This window comes from Streptomyces canus, assembly GCF_001514145.1.
Lineage (GTDB): Bacteria > Actinomycetota > Actinomycetes > Streptomycetales > Streptomycetaceae > Streptomyces > Streptomyces canus.
The window spans coordinates 1-18408 of the sequence record NZ_KQ948682.1 but is presented as its reverse complement, the minus strand read 5'-3'; the positions used below and the strand labels follow the sequence as shown (position 1 = coordinate 18408).

The 18408-nt window shown below is 72.3% G+C and carries 10 protein-coding genes; 5 read left to right on the top strand and 5 right to left on the bottom strand.

What is annotated here, in order from left to right; genetic code table 11:
- Positions 1–274: 274 nt before the first annotated feature.
- Entirely contained in the window at positions 275–1495 is a 1221-nt protein-coding gene (lhgO, locus tag AQJ46_RS47110) for an L-2-hydroxyglutarate oxidase (protein ID WP_059211569.1), read from the bottom strand.
- A gap of 72 nt (positions 1496–1567) precedes the next feature.
- Positions 1568–2992 (bottom strand): hypothetical protein, encoded by a 1425-nt coding sequence (locus AQJ46_RS47105; protein WP_057609392.1) that lies wholly within the window; start codon positions 2990–2992, stop codon positions 1568–1570.
- Positions 2993–3675: 683 nt separating this feature from the next.
- Between AQJ46_RS47105 and AQJ46_RS47100 the strand changes: the two genes are divergently transcribed.
- A complete protein-coding gene (locus AQJ46_RS47100; RefSeq protein ID WP_057609393.1) occupies positions 3676–5763 on the top strand; it encodes an asparagine synthase-related protein in 2088 nt (695 codons plus the stop codon).
- 469 nt (positions 5764–6232) lie between these two features.
- Complete coding sequence (locus AQJ46_RS47095) at positions 6233–9508, top strand: BTAD domain-containing putative transcriptional regulator (RefSeq protein WP_208617103.1); 3276 nt, start codon at positions 6233–6235, stop codon at positions 9506–9508.
- On the opposite strand, the gene AQJ46_RS47090 is transcribed toward AQJ46_RS47095, so the two are convergent.
- A complete protein-coding gene (locus AQJ46_RS47090) occupies positions 9495–11432 on the bottom strand; it encodes a sigma-70 family RNA polymerase sigma factor (RefSeq protein ID WP_059211517.1) in 1938 nt (645 codons plus the stop codon). The genes AQJ46_RS47095 and AQJ46_RS47090 overlap by 14 nt on opposite strands.
- Positions 11433–11691: 259 nt before the next feature.
- Entirely contained in the window at positions 11692–12474 is a 783-nt protein-coding gene (locus AQJ46_RS47085) for a TetR/AcrR family transcriptional regulator (protein WP_059211516.1), read from the bottom strand.
- 374 nt (positions 12475–12848) lie between these two features.
- Here AQJ46_RS47085 and AQJ46_RS47080 point away from each other — a divergent pair, with 374 nt between their 5' ends.
- Together AQJ46_RS47080 and AQJ46_RS47075 are read left to right on the top strand one after the other, a co-directional pair.
- Positions 12849–14228 (top strand): NAD(P)/FAD-dependent oxidoreductase, encoded by a 1380-nt coding sequence (locus AQJ46_RS47080; RefSeq protein WP_059211515.1) that lies wholly within the window; start codon positions 12849–12851, stop codon positions 14226–14228.
- A gap of 220 nt (positions 14229–14448) precedes the next feature.
- The gene (locus AQJ46_RS47075) at positions 14449–16104 is read left to right on the top strand and encodes a SpoIIE family protein phosphatase (protein ID WP_059211514.1); all 1656 of its coding nucleotides are present in this window, start codon (positions 14449–14451) and stop codon (positions 16102–16104) included.
- A gap of 54 nt (positions 16105–16158) precedes the next feature.
- On the opposite strand, the gene AQJ46_RS47070 is transcribed toward AQJ46_RS47075, so the two are convergent.
- Positions 16159–17427 carry an MFS transporter gene (locus AQJ46_RS47070; protein ID WP_059211567.1) on the bottom strand — a complete coding sequence of 423 codons (1269 nt, stop codon included), beginning with the start codon at positions 17425–17427 and terminating at the stop codon, positions 16159–16161.
- Between the two features lie 122 nt (positions 17428–17549).
- Between AQJ46_RS47070 and AQJ46_RS47065 the strand changes: the two genes are divergently transcribed.
- Positions 17550–18098, top strand: coding sequence for a MarR family winged helix-turn-helix transcriptional regulator (locus AQJ46_RS47065; protein WP_059211513.1), 549 nt, complete (start codon positions 17550–17552; stop codon positions 18096–18098).
- Positions 18099–18408: the final 310 nt, after the last annotated feature.

The window sequence follows — 18408 nt, the reverse complement described above, 5'->3', positions numbered from 1 at the left end:
TCATGGGCGGGTGGCGGGGTCCGGGGCAGTCGTGGCCGGGGTCCGTCATGGGCGGGTGGCGGGGTCCGGGGCAGCCGCGTCCAGGCCCATCCCGTCCGGGTGGCGTCCGGGGGCAGCCGCGTCGGACCCGTTCTGTCCGGGGGGCAGTGTCCAGGGCAGTCGTGTCCGGGTCGCCATGGGCGGGTGGCGGCGGCCGGGGCAGCCGCTTCGGGCCCGTCCTGTCCCGGTCTCGGTGTCGAGGGCGTCACGGACGGGGTGGCGGCGCCCGCACCCGTCACGCCGAGCGCAGCGTCTCCAGTGCCCGTCGGGCCACCTCCCGGCCGATCGGCAGGGAAGCCGTCGCCGCGGGCGAGGGTGCGTTCAGCACATGGACCGCCCGAGCTCCCTCGCGGATCAGGAAGTCGTCCACCAGTGTGCCGTCACGGAGCACCGCCTGGGCCCGCACCCCGGCCGCCGAAGGCACCAGATCATCCGCCGTGACGGCAGGCAGCAGCCTGCGCACAGCCGTGGTGAAGGCCCTCCGAGAAACCGAGCGCCGCAGCTCCCCCGTGCCGTACCGCCAGTGCCGCCGGGCTATCTGCCACGACCCCGGCCAGGCCAGCGTCGCCGCCAGCTCCCGAGGCCGTACCGTCCCCCAGTCGTACCCCTCACGGGCCAGTGCCGGCACCGCGTTGGGCCCGATGTGCACGCCCCCGTCGATCCCGCGCGTGAGATGCACCCCGAGGAACGGAAACGCCGGATCCGGCACCGGATACACCAGTCCCCGCACCAGCTCGGGCCGTGCCAGCGAGTAGTACTCCCCCCGGAAGGGCACGATCCGCATCCCCGGCTCGTCCCCGGTCAGCCGGGCCACCTCGTCGCAGTGCAGCCCGGCGCAGTTCACCAGCACCCGCGCCCGTACGACGTCCCCGGCGTCCGTCAGCACGGCGACCCCGAGCTCCGGCCGCCGGTCGATCCGCCGCACCTCGGCGCCGTACCGGATCTCCGCGCCCGACGCCTCGGCCAGCTGCCGCGCGACCCCGACGAAGTCGCACACGCCGGTCGTCCCGACGTGTATGGCGGCGAGCCCCTCGACCTCGGGTTCGTACTCCGCGATCTGGGCGGCGCCCAGCTCGCGCACCGGAATGCCGTTCTCCCGTCCGCGCTGCACCAGGCCGTGCAGGCGCGGCAGCTCGCTGCGCTCGGTGGCGACGATCAGCTTGCCGGTGACGGCGTGAGCGATGCCGTACTCCGCGCAGAACTTGACCATCTCGGCGGCACCCCGCGCCGCGTATTGGGCCTTGAGCGACCCGGGCCGGTAGTAGATCCCGCTGTGGATCACCCCGCTGTTGCGCCCGGTCTGATGCCGAGCGGGCCCCGCCTCCTTCTCCAGCACGACGACCCGGGTACCGGGCGCGCTGCGTGTGATCGCATACGCCGTGGACAACCCGACAATGCCCCCACCGACCACGAGCACGTCACAGTCGTAAGCGATCCCCGTCGACACCTGCACCACCTCCCACACCCGATAGTGCACTGCACCACTGACAGTCACTTCAAACGCGGGGGCGGTGACGGCCTCCGGAGCTCAGGCCGGAGCCATCAGCAGCGGCCGGGCCCGCTCCCGAAGCTCCACCACCCGCGGCTCATCACCGTACGGCTCCAGCCGATGGAGCAGATCCTTCACGTACTCGGTGGTACGGGCCGAGGAGATCCGCCCCGCGACCTCCACCGCCCGCACGCCTTGCTCGCACGCCGCGTCGAGATTGCCCGACTCGAGCTCGGCGACCGCCGAGACGACGAGACGGAGCCCGTGCGACCGTACGAACTCCTCCGTCGGCTTCGACAGCGCCTGCTCCGTGAACCGTCGCACCTGACGCGGTGCCTTCAGATCCCGGTAGCACTCGGCCGCGTCGGCGGCGAACCGGTCGTACGAGTAGAAGCCGAGCCACGACGGATCGTTGTCCCCGTCCCGGGACCGCTCCAGCCACCCCTCGGCCGCCTTGAGCGCCGCTCCGGCCGCGGCGGCGTCACCCGCACGCGCGTGTGCCCGCGCCTCGACGAGCCGGAAGAAACTCATGGTGCGGGCCGTCGCCAGCCCCCGGTTGCGTTCCAGCGCGGCCTGCGCGAGATCGACGCCCTCGTCGCCGAAGCCTCGGTAGGTCGCCTGCAACGACATCGACGCCAGCACATACCCGCCGAGAGGTACGTCGGCGGCGGCCCGGGCCAGCCGCAGTGCCTGGATGTAGTACCGCTGTGCCGCCTCCTGCTGGCCCGTGTCGAAGGCCATCCAGCCGGCGAGACGGGTGAGTTCGGCGGAGGCCCCGAACAGTGCCCGGCCCACCTCGTCGGAGTACGAGCCGAGCAGCAGCGGTGCCGCCTCCACCCTCAAACACTCCGGCACCATGGACGAACGCCAGTCGCCGCCTCCGTACTTGGAGTCCCAGCGCCTGGCGTCCTCGGCGGCCTCCCGTAGCTTCTGCACGTCGCTGTGGCCGACTTTGAGCGGTGCGCCGGAGTCCTCGGAGTGGTTCACCTCGCGCGCGACCGAACTGTCGGCCGGGGTTATCAGCCACCGTGAGGCGGGCGTTGCGTATGCGCTCACTGCGAACGAACCGGCGAGGGACTGCCAGATGCCGCCCGCGCCCGACCGGCGGCCGGCGAGGTCGAGACGGTAGAGCTCCGTGGCCGACCTGACGGCCTGTCCGACGTCCCTGGGGAAGGCGAGGCCCACCTCCGGCGCGGGATCCGCGTCCGCCAGGCCGATCTCGTGGAGCGGCACCGGGCGGCCGAGCTTCTGGCCGATGGCGGCGGCGATGAGGTGTGGCGCCGCACCTTGCGGCACCATTCCCTTCGACACCCAGCGCGCCACCGACGTCTTGTCGTAGCGAAGAGTCAACCCGCGTTGAGCGCCAAGATCGTTGACGCGACGCGCGAGTCCTGCGTTGCTGATTCCCGCGAGGGCGAGAACGGTGCCGAGTTTTTCGTTCGGCCCGCGTTGCTCCCTGGACATGCGCCACCCCTCGACACAGACGGCTGCCGCGCTGGCATAACCACGCGGCATTCGTAAACCCAGCGTAGTTCGCCGCATCCCAAGCGTTAAGAGGCATTGTTCCGGATGGCGGGATTGTGGTCCGTACTGAAGTACGGGTCCGATACGCGCAGTTGTGTCGTGCTCCCGTTGTGTGGCCGTGCGCCTGTCCGTGCGCTCTTCTCCGGCCAACGGGGGAGCGCTTCCATGGATGATGCGTGGGTCGGCCCGCTGTACTGGATCCAGTGGGCTGGGGGACACCGCCGCCTACATCCCCGCGGGCGGCGGACGGGCCCGGGGGGCGAAGTGGCGTCTCCCGGGCTGCGCGCCTGTCGTGCGGCGCGCGGACTGTGTACGGAGCGTGCGCGAGCCTGTCCCCGTGACGCCGATTTGGCTGAAAACAGACCCTCGTCTTCTCGGGTGATCAGCCCTCCTACCATGGTAGTTGAGGGCGCGTTAGGCGTTTTGGGGGAGCGTATCGGGGGCGCATTCGCGTCGTACGCCCCTTGCCCCGCGCGGGTGTTCGCAGGCGCACGCGGGTGTTCACAGGGGCGCGTTCCCCGCATCTCAAGCGGCTCCACCGGCCCTCCGGCACGCTTCCTTCATGGCAGCATGGTGACCGGTTCGTACGGTGCACTGGTTGTCCACAGCCTGTGGAGGCGTCGATGCGGTGGTTGGTGGGATGGAGCAGCACCGCCGCGGGCGTCTCCGGAATCGGGACGGCGGGGGCGACCGGAAGCGACGGCGAGACCGTGCACCCGGTGGGTTCCCACCTGCTGTGGGGCGACCCGGATCCGCTGTGGGCGGTCGGCGACTGGCGCCCCGACGAGGTGCGCGTGGTCACGGTCGACGCGCAGACCCGCATCGCTGTCCTCGGCACCTGCGGGGCCTCCGACGAACAGCTGCGGGTCGGACTGCTCGCCGCGCGCGGAGGGGCACTTCGGCATCTGACGGCCTGGTCGGGGGCGTACACGGCGGTGGTCCAGGTGGGCCGCCGGATCACCGTGGGCGGCGATCTGGCGGGCGCGCGGCCGGTGTTCTACACGCCGTGGGCCGGCGGTACGGCCTACGCGACCGCGGCCCTGCCGCTGGCCGACCTCATCGAGGCCAACCTCGACTTCGGGCACCTCGCCGCGCTGCTCGCCGCCCCCGACGTACCGGCCGCGCTCCACGACTCCACGCCTTACGAGGGTGTGCGGCGCATCCCGCCGGGTCACGCGCTGATCCTGCGCAACGGCGCGCGCGAGATCGCCGGCTACGAGCCGGTCGCCTCCCTCGCGGTCGCCGCGCCTTCCGCCGACCCGGACAGCGCGGTCGACGGTGTGCGGGACGCTCTGGTCGAGGCGGTGCGTGCCCGGCTCTCCGCGCCCCGGCACGTGCCCGACATCGACCCCGGTCCCGTGCCCGGCATGGGGCCCGCCGAACGCCGTGCCGCGCGCGGGATGCCGGTGCCGGGGATCGGCGCCGACCTGTCCGGGGGGCCCGCGTCCGGGACGCTCGCCCTGCTGGCCGCCGGACTGCCCGGGATGCCGGGGACGGTCCTGGGGCACGGCACCGGGGCCGGGGAGCGGTTGCTCGCGGTCACCTTCAACGACCTGGCCGTGGGCGGGCGGGAGGCCGAGCTGGAACGGGCGGGGACGCTCGCGGCGAATCCTCGGCTGCACCATGTGGTGGTGACCGGCGGCGAGGAAACGCTTCCCTACGCCGAACTGGACGGGCCGCTGACGGACGAACCCGGGCCGTGCCTGGTGACGGCCGCGCGACACCGTGCCCGGCTGGCCGCGGGCAGCGCCGACCACTTCACGGGGTACGGGGCCCGGCAGGTACTGGACGCCCATCCGGCGCGCCTCGCGGACCTGCTGATGGACCGCAAGCGGCGCCATCTGGTCAGGCCGGTGGCCGCCCTGGCCAAGGCGGACGGTTCCGTGCTCGTCCCCGCGCGCGTGTACGGCGCTGCGCGGCGGCTGGCCCGTACGCCGTACCGGGTCGGTCTGGAGATGTTGGCGGACCGGCTCATGCACCAGCGTTTCGACGAGCCCGGGGGTGCGGTGGGGGCGTCTCTCGCCGCGCTCACCTGGGCCAGACCGGGGCCTGCGGCGCGTTGGCTGACAGGGGAGGCGCTGGCTGAAGTATCGGTTCGCCTGCAGGGGGCCACGCATCGATCCGGGGTGGGTCCCGGGCAGCATCCCGGCGATTTCCGCGCGCGTGCGGCACTCGCGCGTCACGCGTCTGATCTCCGCGTCCTGGAGCAGGCCGTGGAGATCCGCTCCCAGCGGCTGCACGCGCCGTTCCTGGACAACCAGGTGGTGCGTGCCTGCCGTGCCCTTCCGGAGGCGCTGCGGGTCCGGCCGGGGGCCCGTGCGGAAATCCTCCGTACGGTCCTGGAGGGCGCCGGTGTCTCCGACCTCCCGCCCGGCTGGGGTGCCCCCTCCCACGCGTCCTCGGCCGCGGCGACCCGTACGGGGCTGCGGGTGGCGGCGGACTCCTTGATGTCCCTGTTCGGCACACCGCTGCTGGCACAGGCGGGTCTGGTGGAGGCCCGGGTGGTCCGCAAGGCGCTCCGGGCGGCGGCGGAGGGCGAACCCCTGCCGCTGGACGGCCTGGCGGACCTGGTCTCGCTGGAGCTGTGGCTGGGCCGGCTGCTGGCCCGCCGGGGCACGTGCTGGACCGGAACCCCGGCACGCGCGCGTGCGGTGCCGGCGGGGATCCGGCCGCAGCGGGGGGCGTTGGGAGCGGGGGCCTCCGGCGGTTGAGCGGGTGCGGGTTCGGTGGGGGCGGGCGTTGTGCGCAGTTCCCCGCGCCCCTGGATGCCTGCGGCGGCCTGTTTCGGCTTCGGTGGGGGCTGGTGTAGCGCGTGCGGGTGTGTTGTGGGTCGGGGCCGGGGTGGGGGGTATCCGTCCTCGGTCCGGCGATTGCTGTTGCTTCGGCTGTACTGGATAACGGACGCCGGCCGCTGCGGGCGGACACCCCCCACCCCGGCCCCTTGCCGTCGTACGCGGCTACCGGCCCGTCGGGGCGCGCGGTACGGCGAACGGCCCGTCGTGGCGGGGGGCGAGGACCGGTCCGTTGTGGCGCGGGTGACTGCAACTCCCCAGGGGCGCGGGGAACTGCGCGACCAGCCCCACTCACCCGCACGCGCCCGACAACCCGACCCGGCACATCCTGAGGCGCCACCCGGCGAAAAGGCGCAGCCGGTGGCAGGAACCCGGTGACAATGAACCGGTGCGGTACAGAATCCTGGGCGTGACCGAGGCGGCGGACGATCACGGCGCCGGCATACCCCTCGGCGGCCCCCGCGTGCGCACCCTGCTCGCCGCCCTCGCCCTCCGACCCGGCCGTACCGCGAGCCCCGAGACCCTGATCGACGAGGTCTGGGGTCAGGAGCCGCCCCAGGACGCCCCGGCCGCCCTCCAGGCACTGGTCGGCCGTCTCCGCCGTACCGTCGGCAGGGACACGATCGTCTCCGAACCCGGCGGCTACCGGCTGGCCGCCACCGAGGACGACGTGGACCTGTATGTCTTCGAGCGCCTCGTACGGCAGGGAACCGTCGCCCTGGCCCACCGGGACGCACGGACGGCCGCGCGGAACCTCACGGCGGCCCTCGCCCTGTGGCGCGGTGACGCCCTCGCCGACCTCCCCGACCGCACCGCAGCGATCCGCCCCGAGACACTGCGCCTGGAGGCCACCCGGGCCCGGATCGAAGCGGACCTGCTGCTCGGCCGTGCCCAGGACGTCGTACCGGAACTGAAGGAGCTGACCGGCGCGCATCCGTACGACGAGCCGCTGCACGTTCTGCTCATCCGCGCCCTGCGCGACACCGGCCGAGGCGCCGACGCCCTCGCCGCCTACGAGACCGCCCGCCGCGCGCTCGCCGACGGACTCGGCACCGACCCGGGCGCGGAGTTGCGAGACCTGCACGCCGAACTGCTCACGGCCCCTCTCGGCCGCCCCCGTGCCGAACGCACCGGCAACCTTCGTCCGCGCCTTACCTCTTTCGTGGGCCGGGAACCCGAACTCGACGCCATCCGTTCCGAATTGCACAGGGCCCGCCTCGTCACCCTCACCGGACCGGGCGGATCCGGAAAGACCCGCCTCGCCGAGGAAGCCGCCGCCGGGCTCCCGCAGGCGTGGCTGGTCGAGCTCGCCCCGCTCGACCGGCCGGAGGCGGTGCCCGGCGCGGTGGTCAGCGCGCTCGGTCTGCGCGAGACCGTGCTCATGACCACCGAGCTGACGGCCCCGCAGGACGACCCGATCGCCCTGCTCGTCGAGTACTGCGCCCAGCGCAGCGAGCTCCTGATCCTTGACAACTGCGAACATGTCATCGAGGCGGCGGCGCGCCTCGCGGAGACCCTCCTCACCCGCTGCCCGGGCCTCACCGTCCTCGCCACCAGCCGTGAACCCCTGGGCGTGCCGGGCGAGTCCGTGCGCCCGGTCGAACCCCTCCTCCCCGACCAGGCGCACCGCCTGTTCGCCGAGCGCGCCGCCGCCGTCCGCCCCGACGCGGCCGCCGTGCTCGCCGACCAGGAGGCCGTCGCCGAGATCTGCCGGCGCCTCGACGGGCTGCCGCTCGCCATCGAACTGGCGGCGGCCCGGCTGCGCCTGCTCACCCCCCGCCAGATCGCCGACCGCCTCGACGACCGTTTCCGCCTGCTGACCTCCGGCAGCCGTACCGTCCTGCCCCGCCAGCAGACCCTGCGGGCCGTCGTCGACTGGTCCTGGGAGCTGCTGGACGAGCGGGAACGGCAACTGCTGTGCGAGGTGTCCGTGTTCGCGGGCGGCTGGGAGCTGGAAGCGGCGGAGGCCGTGTGCACCGGGCCCGCCGCGGAGCTCCTGGGCGCTCTCGTGGACAAGTCCCTGATCGTGGCCACCCCCCACGAGTGGGACGGCTCCGACGGCATGCGCTACCGCCTGCTGGAGACCATCCACGAGTACGCCGTCGAGCGCGCCGCCGAGCGCCCCGAGCTGCGCGCCGCCGCCGAGCTCAGGCACCGCGCGTGGGTGCGCGCGCTCGTCGAGGAGGCCGAACCACAACTGCGTTCGGCCGGACAGCTCCCGTGGATCTCCCGTCTGGAGACCGAGCTGGACAACATCCGCGCGGCCGTCGACCGCACGCTCACCGCGGGCGACGAGGGGCAGGCCGGTGCCCTGGTCCTCGCCATGGGCTGGTTCTGGTGGCTGCGCAACTACCGCCGCGAGGGAATCACCTGGGTGGACAGGATCCTGCGCCTGGGGGTGGCCCTGGACAGGGCGGCCATGACGGGCACGCACCACCTCCGGTCCGATGGCGAAGCCGAGGACCCGATCGACGCCTACCTCACCGCCCCGCACACCGAGACGAACCACCCGGCGCACCGCCTACGCATGAACCTGCGGATGCTCCACCTCTTCCTCAAGGCCGAGACAGAGCCCATGAACGGCGACCTGGACCCCCGACTGCGCCGCTATGTGGAACTCGTCCGCGACCACTTCGCCCAGGGCGGCACCGACGCCGCCCGCCTCCCCGGCATCGTCTGGCCCATGATCGGGCTCATGCTGAAGGACGCGGTGGACATCCGTCCCCTGATGGACACCGCCGTGGGCCACTGCCGAGCCCACGGGGACGACTGGGCCGTGGCCGTCACCCTGATGTTCCGCACCCACCTGGTGGTCGACTCCCCGGGCGGCCTGACCGGTGTGGACGACGACCTGGACGAACTCCGGGTGCTCAGCCGCCTCGTGGGCGACCGCTGGCTGCGGGCCCAGGTCAGCAGCGCGGCCGGCGAGGCTGCCATGGCCCGCGGCCGCCCCGCCGACGCCAAGGAGGAGTACGAGGAGGCACTGCGCCTCGCCTACGAGGTGGGGGCGTACGCCGAGACGCCGTTCCTCATCGCCCGGCTCGCCGAGGTCGCGTACCGCACCGGCGACCGCTCCACCGCGCTGACCACCCTGGACGAGGCGAGCGCCGCGGGTGACCGGTACGGCGTTCCGGAGACCCGGGCCTTCGTCAGGCTGATGCGGGCCCACATCGCCCTGGAGGACAAGGACACCGCCCGCGCGCGCGAGTGGGTCGACGCGGTGCGCGAGCAGATCGGTCAGGCGTCCCCGCCACCCCAGTTCACGGTGATGCTGAACTCGGTCGCCGCGATGGTGACGGCCGCCGAGTCGGGCCCGGAGCACGGCCTGCCCCTGCTGGCGGACACCGTCCGCGAGGCGATCGAGAAGCGGTGTTCCGACACGGTCGTGGCGGCGCTCGTGGACGGCGCGGCGGCCCTGCTCTGTGACCTCGGCGACCTCCCGCGCGCGGTCCGGTTGCTCGGCGCCGCGGAGCGCTGGCGCGGCGGCGACAGTCGCCCGCACCCCGAACGCGTCGAGGCGGAGCGAGCGGAGGCCACCTCCCGCACCGGCCTGGGCCCCGTGCGCTACGCGGCGGAACACGCCCGGGGCTCGGCCCTCACCCCGGACGAGGCCCTCGCCGAACTCGACGGGGCGGCGCGGGCGCGGCGCGCTATGAACACCTGAACTTCGACTCCGCCCAGTCCGCGAGCATGAGGTCGTCGACGGGGCTGTGCGGCTCGACCACCAGGCGTACGGTCCTGCGCCCGGCGAGGTTCACCTGCACGGGCACGGCCCGGTCGCCGCCCTCGACCAGCCCGGACCTCCACAGCCGTACCCCGTCGGCGTAGACGGAGAAGTACACCTTGCCGAGGCCCAGCGTCATGTCGTCGACGCCGACCATCGCTTCGTACGAGGAGCAGGCGCGGTTGAGGTCGATCGTGACGGAGGAGCGGCCGTGCACCGTCACTCCGTGGGCGAACTCCTGGTCGGCGACCGAGACGCCGTAGCGCTGCCACACCCAGCTGCTCTCGCCGATCCGCATCTCGGGCTCGCTGCCGTCGCCGGAGACGTCGTAGGCCAGCTCGCTCCACTGGTAGACGGCCGGAGGGGGCGGGGGAGTCGGCGTGGGGGTGGGCGTGGGCGTGGGCGTGGGCGTGGGCTTCGGGGGCGGTGTCGGTTTCGGGGTGGTGGTCGGCGTGGGAGTGGGGGTTGGCTTGTGGGCCGGTGTGGCAGTGGGGGGCGGTGTCGGCTCCGGGGACGGTGCGGCCGCCACGGGGGCCATGGGAGGCGCCGGCTCGGGCTTCGCCGGGGAAGGCGTGGGCGCGGGGTCGGCCGGCTCGACCACCGGCGCGGACGCGGGCGGCTTGGCGTCCGGCTTCCTGGCCGGGCTGTCGTCGCCGATCAGCGCGAGCGCCACCGCGGCGGCCGCCACGGCGACCACACCGGCCGCGATACCGGCCTTCACCGGCGCGCCCAGCCCCTCCGAGGCCGCTGCGCCGCCGGCTCCCGCCCCGCCCGAGGAGCCCCCGCTCGCCGCGGCGGCCGCGCCCGCGGCACCGGCCGCTCCCGCCCCGGCGCCGCCCGCGATGAGCCCGAGGGCCTTGGCGTACCCGGCGGCCCCGAACCAGCCGATGACCGCGATCGGTACGACGGCCGGGATACCGCCGGCGACTTCCTTGATCTGGCCCGCGGCCAGGCGGCACTTGACGCACTCCTCCAGGTGCTTGCGCAGACCTCGCTCGGCGCGGGTGCGCAGGCCGCCGCGGGCGTAGGCGCCCAGCCGGTCGGCGTAGCGGGCGCACTCCTCGTCGGCGGCGAGGGTGGCGCTGACGTGGGCCTGGAGGTACGCCTGCTTGAGACCCTCGCGGGCGCGGCTGGCCAGCACGCGCGTGCCGTTGGCGTCGAGCCCGAAGAGCGTGGCGACCTCGCTCGGCGACTCGTCCTCGACCTCGGTGTGCCACAGCACGGCCTGCCAGCGCTCGGGCAGCGACCGGAAGGCCTGCATGGCCATGGACTGCTCGGCCACGTGCATCGCGCGCACATCGGCGCCCAGGTCGGAGGTGTCGTTGTCGGAGACCTCGGACGAACGCGTGGCCTGCGCGGCGAACACCGCGAAGTCGTCGACGAGCTGCTCCTGCCTCGCCGACTTCGTCCAGCCGGCGGCGACACGGCGGATGCTGGTGAGCAGATACGGGCGCACGGCGTGCTCGGGGCCGTGGCCGCCGCGTACGGCCTGCAGCATGCGGGCGAAGACCTCGGCGGTGAGGTCGTCCGCGGTGTGTCCGTCGCGGCAGCAGGTGCGGGCGTAGCGGCGCACCGCCCCCGCGTGGCGCCGGTAGAGCGCCTCGTACGCCGTGTCGTCGCCGGAGCGCATCCGGTCGATCAGATCGGCGTCGGACAGCGGCATCTCCCTGGGCAGAGGAAGGACACTGCCGTCCTGGCGCCGGTCGCGCTGCGCCGGGACGTTGCCCTCGACGGGTTCGCCGCCCTGTGCCGGGATGCCGCCCTGCGGGATCCCGGCGGGGCCGCCCTGGCCCGGCACCTGTGGGGTGCCCTCGGCTTCCCCGTCGCCCTCGCCAAGGGGTTCGTTCCGCCCGTCAACGCTCATCGCGGAATGCCCCCGCCGCCGGCCCAACCAGTCCCGAACACCGGGTCAGAGTGCCATATTGGCTTTTGGTCAGTGCTCTGCCGTATGGAGCATCCACTCATCCGTGGGGACTTCCGGCACGGCAGCACTGAGGATCACCCGTCCGGGGAAGACTCAACTGCCGCGGCTGGTGCAGGAGTTGGTTCGCCCGCCCGGAAAGCGCAGGAATGTTCCGGGGTGCGGACGTCAAACGACCGCACCCCGTTGTCACCCTTTCGAGTCACACCGGCCGGGACCGCAACCCCTCCAGCAGGATGTCCAGCAGCCGCGCCGAGGCGGCCGCCTGCTGCGCCGCGTCCGGGAGCGAGGGCGCCGCGGTCGCGATCACCAGCAGGACGTCCGACACCGACACGTCGGTCCGCAGCTCACCGGCCGCACGCGCGCGGTCCACGAGCCGGCCCACGACCTCCAGCAGCGCCGCCGCCCCGGCGTCGTCGTCGGGGGAGACCATCGGGGCCTCCTCCGGCACCAGCCGCAGCTCGCCGGAGCCCGGCGTCGTCCGCTGCTGCGGCACCCGCGTCCCGTCGTAGCCGTCGGTGCCCTCGTCGGCGACCCCGACCCGCAGCACCTGCGGCGGCAGCAGTCGCCCGGCACCGGACGCGACCGACGTGCGCAGGAAACGTGACAGCGCCGACCACGGCTCGTCCTCCTGGCCGAGCGCCGCGCGCGCCTGGTCGGTCAGCCGGGAGGTCTCCTCCTCGGCTATGCGCCGGACCAGGACGTCCTTGCTCGGGAAGCGCCGGTACACCGTGCCGACACCGACCCGGGCGCGCCGCGCCACGTCCTCCATCGGCGCGCCGTAGCCCAGCTCACCGAAGACCTCGCGCGCCGCGCGCAGTACGTGTTCCAGGTTGCGCTGTGCGTCCACGCGCAGCGGGGCCGAACGCGATCCGTCACGTCCGTTGCCCGCCGCGCTCATCGCCGAACCCATCGCGCCGCCCATCGCCCCGCCACCGGGTGCGATGGCGGACGCGGTAGACCAATGAGAGTCCTGAATGTGCATAAATAATCCCCCGGTAATGACGTCTCCCCCCGGAGACTCTCCCCGCCATCGAAAGCCGGAGCGTGCGGAACAAGCCCGTTTCGCGAGTCCGCCCGTCGCGGACCCGGAGCGCATCCCCCTACACCCCGTCGACACACGAACATAGTTGAGTGGGGGTCAATTCAGAAGGGGCAGGTTCCGCACGGAGCGCCCCCCGATCGGAGTACGGGTGGCAAACGCCCCGATTGCACCCCCTCCGCCCGCCCGGCGCACACCCCTTGACCTGCGCACCTTCCACGCACTCCGGAGATCCGGCCAACCCGGCGCGCCGATGAACTCCGGTCACACAATTTGTCGAGGCTGTGGACAAACTCAAGCGACGGGTGCGTCATGGGATGGTGAAGGAACGTGCGCGCATTCTGGTTGTCGGCGGCGGCTACGTCGGGATGTACACGGCTCTGCGTCTGCAGCGCAGGCTGAAACGGGAACTCGACCGGGGCGAAGTCGAGATCATGATCGTCACGCCCAACCCGTACATGACCTACCAGCCGTTCCTGCCCGAAGCGGCCGCTGGAAACATCTCCCCGCGTCATGTCGTCGTACCACTGCGCCGCGTCCTCGACCGCTGCCGTGTCGTCGTCGGCGAGGCCACCGCGATCGACCACGCCAAGCGCACCGCCTCCGTCACCACCCTCGCCACCGAGGAGGAGCGGACGGGCGGCGAGCAGCTGTCGTACGACGAACTCGTCCTCGCCCCGGGTTCGATCGCGCGCACGCTGCCGATTCCCGGACTCGCCGACCACGGCATCGGGTTCAAAACGGTCGAGGAGGCCATCGGCCTGCGCAACCACGTCATCGAGCAGATGGACATCGCCTCCTCCACCCGCGACCCCGCGATCCGCGACGCGGCTCTCACCTTCGTGTTCGTCGGCGGCGGCTACGCGGGCGTGGAGGCGCTCGGCGAGCTGGAGGACATGGCCCGCTACACCGCGCGCTACTACCACAACGTCCGTCCCGAGGACATGAAGTGGATCCTCGTCGAGGCCTCCGACCGCATCCTTCCCGAGGTCGGCGAGGAGATGGGCCGCTACACGGTCAGCGAACTGCGCCGCCGCAACATCGACGCACGCCTGAACACCCGACTCGAGTCCTGCGTGGACCGCGTGGCCGTCCTCAGCGACGGCAACCGCTTTCCCACGCGTACGGTCGTGTGGACGGCCGGCGTCAAACCCAGCCCGCTCCTGGCCGCCACCGACCTTCCCCTCAATGAGCGCGGGCGGCTGAAGTGCACCCCCCAGCTCACCGTCGAGGGCACCACGCACGCGTGGGCGGCCGGCGACGCGGCCGCCGTCCCCGACGTCACCGCCGAGGAGCCCGGCAAGGAGACGGCCCCCAACGCCCAGCACGCCGTCCGCCAGGCCAGGGTCCTCGGCGACAACATCGCGCACGCGCTGCGGGGCGAGCCCCTGGACACGTACTCCCACAAGTACGTCGGCTCGGTGGCCTCCCTGGGACTCCACAAAGGTGTCGCGTACGTCTACGGACGCAAGCTGAAGGGCTACCCTGCCTGGTTCATGCACCGCGTCTACCACCTCAGCAGGGTCCCGACCTTCAACCGCAAGGCCCGCGTCCTGGCCGAATGGACCCTGTCGGGGCTCTTCAAGAGGGAGATCGTCTCCCTCGGTTCACTCGAACATCCCCGAGCGGAGTTCGAACTCGCGGCCGGTGGAAAGCATCCTCACGACCCGACGAACGACCCGAAGGGGTCGTCCTGACCGGACCGAGGAACTCCACGGACCGCCCCGGCGTCTGACGAATGTCGCCCGGTCGGTCACCCTGCCAGACTGGTGCCCGACTTCGGGCGGGCAGCCGCCCGTCCCTCGAACCAAGAGGTTTTCCCACCGTGCTGCACCCCCGGGCTGCCGTCCCCAGCCCACCGGCCGGGCCCGGAGCAGGCCCGAAGACGCCGAAGACGACGACACGAGGCAAGGATTCGTGAACTTCACGCGCTGGAGCGCCCGCCTCCCCGGAACGCAGCGCCGCGCCGCAGCGCGGACCGCCGATGTGGTCACCGAGGACCGCCTGAGCGAGGGCGCCGTCCCCGCGGCCCGCGCCGAACAACTGACCGTGCCCGTCCCCGCCGTCGACGAACTCCCCGTACGCGCGGTCCTCGACCGCGTCCCCGCCCTCGTCGCCCTCGTCCACGGCCCCGACCACCGCCTCGCCTACGTCAACGACGCCTATGTGGTCGCCTTCGGCCTGCGCCCCACCGGCGAACCGGCCCGCCGAGCCCTCCCGGAGCTCGACGAGATCGGCCTCCTCCCGCTCCTCGACCAGGTCCTGCGCAGCGGCAAGCCCCGCACCGTCAAGTCCCGCAAGGCCCCGGACGGCCGCTCCTACACCTTCACCTGCACCCCGGTGACGGAAGGACACGGGGGCGGTGGCGGTGGCAGCGGTGTCCTCGTATTCGCGACCGACGTCACCGACCACGCCGAGGCCGCCGAGCGCCTCCGGGCCAGCGAACGCCGCCAGCGCGAGACCGCCGTGACTCTCCAGCGCAGCCTGCTCCCCCAGGAGCTCGAGGAACCGGACGACCTGCGCATCGCCGCCACCTACCTGCCCGGCGGCACGGAGGCCGCGGTCGGCGGCGACTGGTACGACGTCATCACGCTCGGCGGCGGCCGCACGGCCCTGGTCATCGGCGACGTCATGGGCCGAGGGGTCCGCGCGGCGGCGGTCATGGGCCAGCTCCGCACGGCCGTCAGGGCGTACGCCCGCCTGGACCTGCCCCCGCACGAGATCCTCCAGCTCCTGGACGGCCTCGCCATGGAGATCGACGCCAACCAGATCGCCACGTGCGCGTACGCCATCCACGACCCGAACGAGGGCAAGCTGGTCTACGCCTCGGCCGGTCACCTGCCCATCCTGGTCCGCGACGAGAGCGGCGTCGTCCTGCGCGCCGACGAACCCACCGGCCCGCCGCTGGGCACCGGCGGCTGGATGCACGCCTCGGGCTCCATCCCGCTCGGCCCCGGTTCCACGGCGGTGCTCTACACGGATGGCCTCGTCGAACGCCGCGACGAGGATCTGGACGAGGGCATCGCCGCGCTGGAGCGCGCCCTGGCCGGCGCGACCGGCACCCCCCAGGTGATCTGCGACCGTCTGGTCCGCTCGGCCGGCGTCACCGCGGAACACGACGACGACGTGGCCGTCATGGTCCTCCAGCACCCGGCCCACACGGGCCCCGACGGCGATCTCTTCCGCAACGCCGCGTTGGAACTGCTGGGCGGGGTCGAGGCGGCTCCACGCGCGCGTGCGTTCGCCTCCGGCGTGCTGACGAGCTGGCGGTTCCCGGTGGAGCTGCATGATCTGGGCGTGCTGGCCGTGAGCGAGCTGGTGGCCAACTCCCTGCAGCACGGGACCCCGCCCATGCGGTTGCGACTCCGCCGTACCGACCGGCGCCTGATCGTCGAAGTGACGGACGGGGACGACCATCTGCCCCGGCGTCGACGGGCCGAACCCGGTGACGAGTCCGGTCGGGGGATCGCCATCGTGGCGACCATCGCGTCGAACTGGGGGTCTCGGAGGACACCGGGGGGCGGGAAGGCGGTCTGGTGCGAGTTCGTGTTGCCGAAGGGGGTAGCGCCGTAGGGGTGCGGATCGCTGCCGGGCGCGGGTTGTCCCCGCGCCCCTAGGGGGTTGCAGCTAGGCGGCCACGGACTCCGATGTCGCTCCACCCTGGGCCACCACTCGGCTCTTCCGCAGTGACGGCTGGTTCTGTACGGGGGTCAGCTGCCTGCCCAGTCGGACGGCCAGGTAGGTGATCCCCAGCGAGAACAGCAGGAACGTCACGATGTACGGCGTATGCAGGGAGGCACCCATAGGGCCGCCGACCGCCGGGCCCACCGCCAGGGCGAGCTGCTTCACCAGGGCGAAGGCGGAGTTGTACTGGCCCGCCATTCCCTCCGGCGCCAGATCGGCGACCAGCGGGGCCACCGTCGGCGACAGCATCGCCTCGCCCAGTCCGAACAAGGCGTACGTCGAGACGAAGGCGGCCGTGGCCATCTCCTGGCTGCCGTGCCCGAGGCCCGCGTAGCCCGCCACGATCCACGCCACGGACCAGATGATCCCGACCGCGGCGATCACCCGTGACCGCCTCCGCCGCTCCACGAACTTCAGCACGGCGAACTGCGCCACCACGATCATCGCGGTGTTGGCGGCCAGAGCCGTCCCCATCGCGGAGGGGGAGATGCCGGCGGCCTCCACGCCGAAGGCGCTCAGCCCGGACTCGAACTGTCCGTAACAGGCGAAGAACAAAACGAAGCCCAACACGCACAGCTGCACCATGGCGCGGTTGCCGAGCAGCTGCTTCCAGCTGCCCTTGGCGGACTGGGGCGGCGCGCCCTCGATGCGGGGCGCGTGCGGCAGCCGCAGAGTCGCCATCACGACCACCAGCAGCAGGAACACCGCCGCCTCGATCGAGAACAGCACGGTGAAGGACGCGGCGCTCGACGTGTCGACGAGATGCCCGCCGATGAGACCCCCGACGCCGAGTCCGAGGTTCTGCAGGAAGAACTGCGTCGCGAAGGCCCGGGACCGCGTCTCAGAGGTGGAGCAGTCCACGATCATCGTCGCCAGTGCCGGCTGCATGACTGCCTGACCGGCCCCCAGCGCGGCCGCCGACAGCAGCACGGTCTCGGCATGGCCCGCGAGGCCGAGGCTCAGTGCCCCGAGCGCGGCCGTGATCAGGGCGACGAGCAGTACCGGCAGCGGGCCTCGCCGGACGATGGCCCGCCCGGCGAACGGCAGCACCATCAGTGCCGCCACGGCGAAGACGGCGAGGACGAGCCCCGCCGTCATGGCTCCCAGACCACGCACCTGCGCCACATAGACGTACAGGTAGGGGACGGTGAAACCGAGCCCGAACGCGCTGAGTGCGTTGCCCACGTGGATCCGGCGCATCGCTGCGCCCATCTCCCTGGTCACGTTCACCTCTCTCACTAGTTAGGAGTGAAGACTTCAAAGCTAAAGTTCGAAGCTAAAGAGTACATAGTGAAGGACTTCAAGGCAAAGGAGGTGCGTGCCATACTGCGGCCATGGCCGAGACTCCTGGCGTCCCCGAGCCGACGCTCGAAGAGCAGATCGCCGCCTACCAGCGCGAGTTCCAGGACCTCGACCCCCAGGTCGAGCAGATCGTCTCGGCGCTCTCCCGTCTGAACCGCCGTATGAACGTCGCTTACGGCCGTCAGACCGCAGATCTCGGCATCAGCAACGCCGAGTGGGAGGTCCTCAAGGCGCTCGTGCTCTCCGGCGCCCCCTATCGGATGGGTCCCAGCGATCTCGCGAAGCGCCTCGGTCTCACGCCGGCCGCGATGACCCACCGCATCGACCGCATGCTTGCCGAGGGACTGGTGACCCGGGAGCGGGACGAGGCCAATCGCGTCCGCGTGATCGTGGAGCTGACCGCCGAAGGCCGCGAGAAGTGGCTGGAGGCGATGCGACTCGCCACCGTCTTCGAGGAGGACCTGCTCCAGGATCTGTCCGCCGAGGAGCGCAACACCCTCGGGGATGTCCTCACCCGGCTTCTGCGTAGGGTGGAGCACGCACAGCCGGACGCCGGTGGGCGGCTCAGCGACCTCGACTAAAAGATCTTGACAGAGGGTGCTTGACAGCCACATGTCGGATCCGTAGAGTTCTTCGGGTTGCCACGGAGCCGTAACGGTTCTGTAGTAGCGCCTCCGCCGCGCAAGCGGCCACTCAAATCATCAGAACGATCTCCCAGTCGGGATGAATTCGGTGTGCCCGAATTCAATTCGATTGGGGTGCGGCCCTCGATTTGGGACCGCAGCGAGAGTCCGCTAAGGTTTGAGACGTCGGAACGGCCCAACGGCCGGGAAGACAAGCCCCGCTGACTGGGAATCAGGCCCGAAAGGATCTGATAGAGTCGGAACCGCC

What these genes read in the sequence shown, in the direction of transcription:
- AQJ46_RS47105 (WP_057609392.1), bottom strand. Translation starts at nt 2,992, where the DNA reads ATGTCCAGGGAGCAACGCGGGCCGAACGAAAAACTCGGCACCGTTCTC.
- AQJ46_RS47100 (WP_057609393.1), top strand. Translation starts at nt 3,676, where the DNA reads ATGCGGTGGTTGGTGGGATGGAGCAGCACCGCCGCGGGCGTCTCCGGA.
- AQJ46_RS47090 (WP_059211517.1), bottom strand. Translation starts at nt 11,432, where the DNA reads ATGAGCGTTGACGGGCGGAACGAACCCCTTGGCGAGGGCGACGGGGAA.
- AQJ46_RS47085 (WP_059211516.1), bottom strand. Translation starts at nt 12,474, where the DNA reads ATGCACATTCAGGACTCTCATTGGTCTACCGCGTCCGCCATCGCACCC.
- AQJ46_RS47080 (WP_059211515.1), top strand. Translation starts at nt 12,849, where the DNA reads ATGGTGAAGGAACGTGCGCGCATTCTGGTTGTCGGCGGCGGCTACGTC.
- AQJ46_RS47070 (WP_059211567.1), bottom strand. Translation starts at nt 17,427, where the DNA reads ATGGGCGCAGCGATGCGCCGGATCCACGTGGGCAACGCACTCAGCGCG.
- AQJ46_RS47065 (WP_059211513.1), top strand. Translation starts at nt 17,550, where the DNA reads ATGGCCGAGACTCCTGGCGTCCCCGAGCCGACGCTCGAAGAGCAGATC.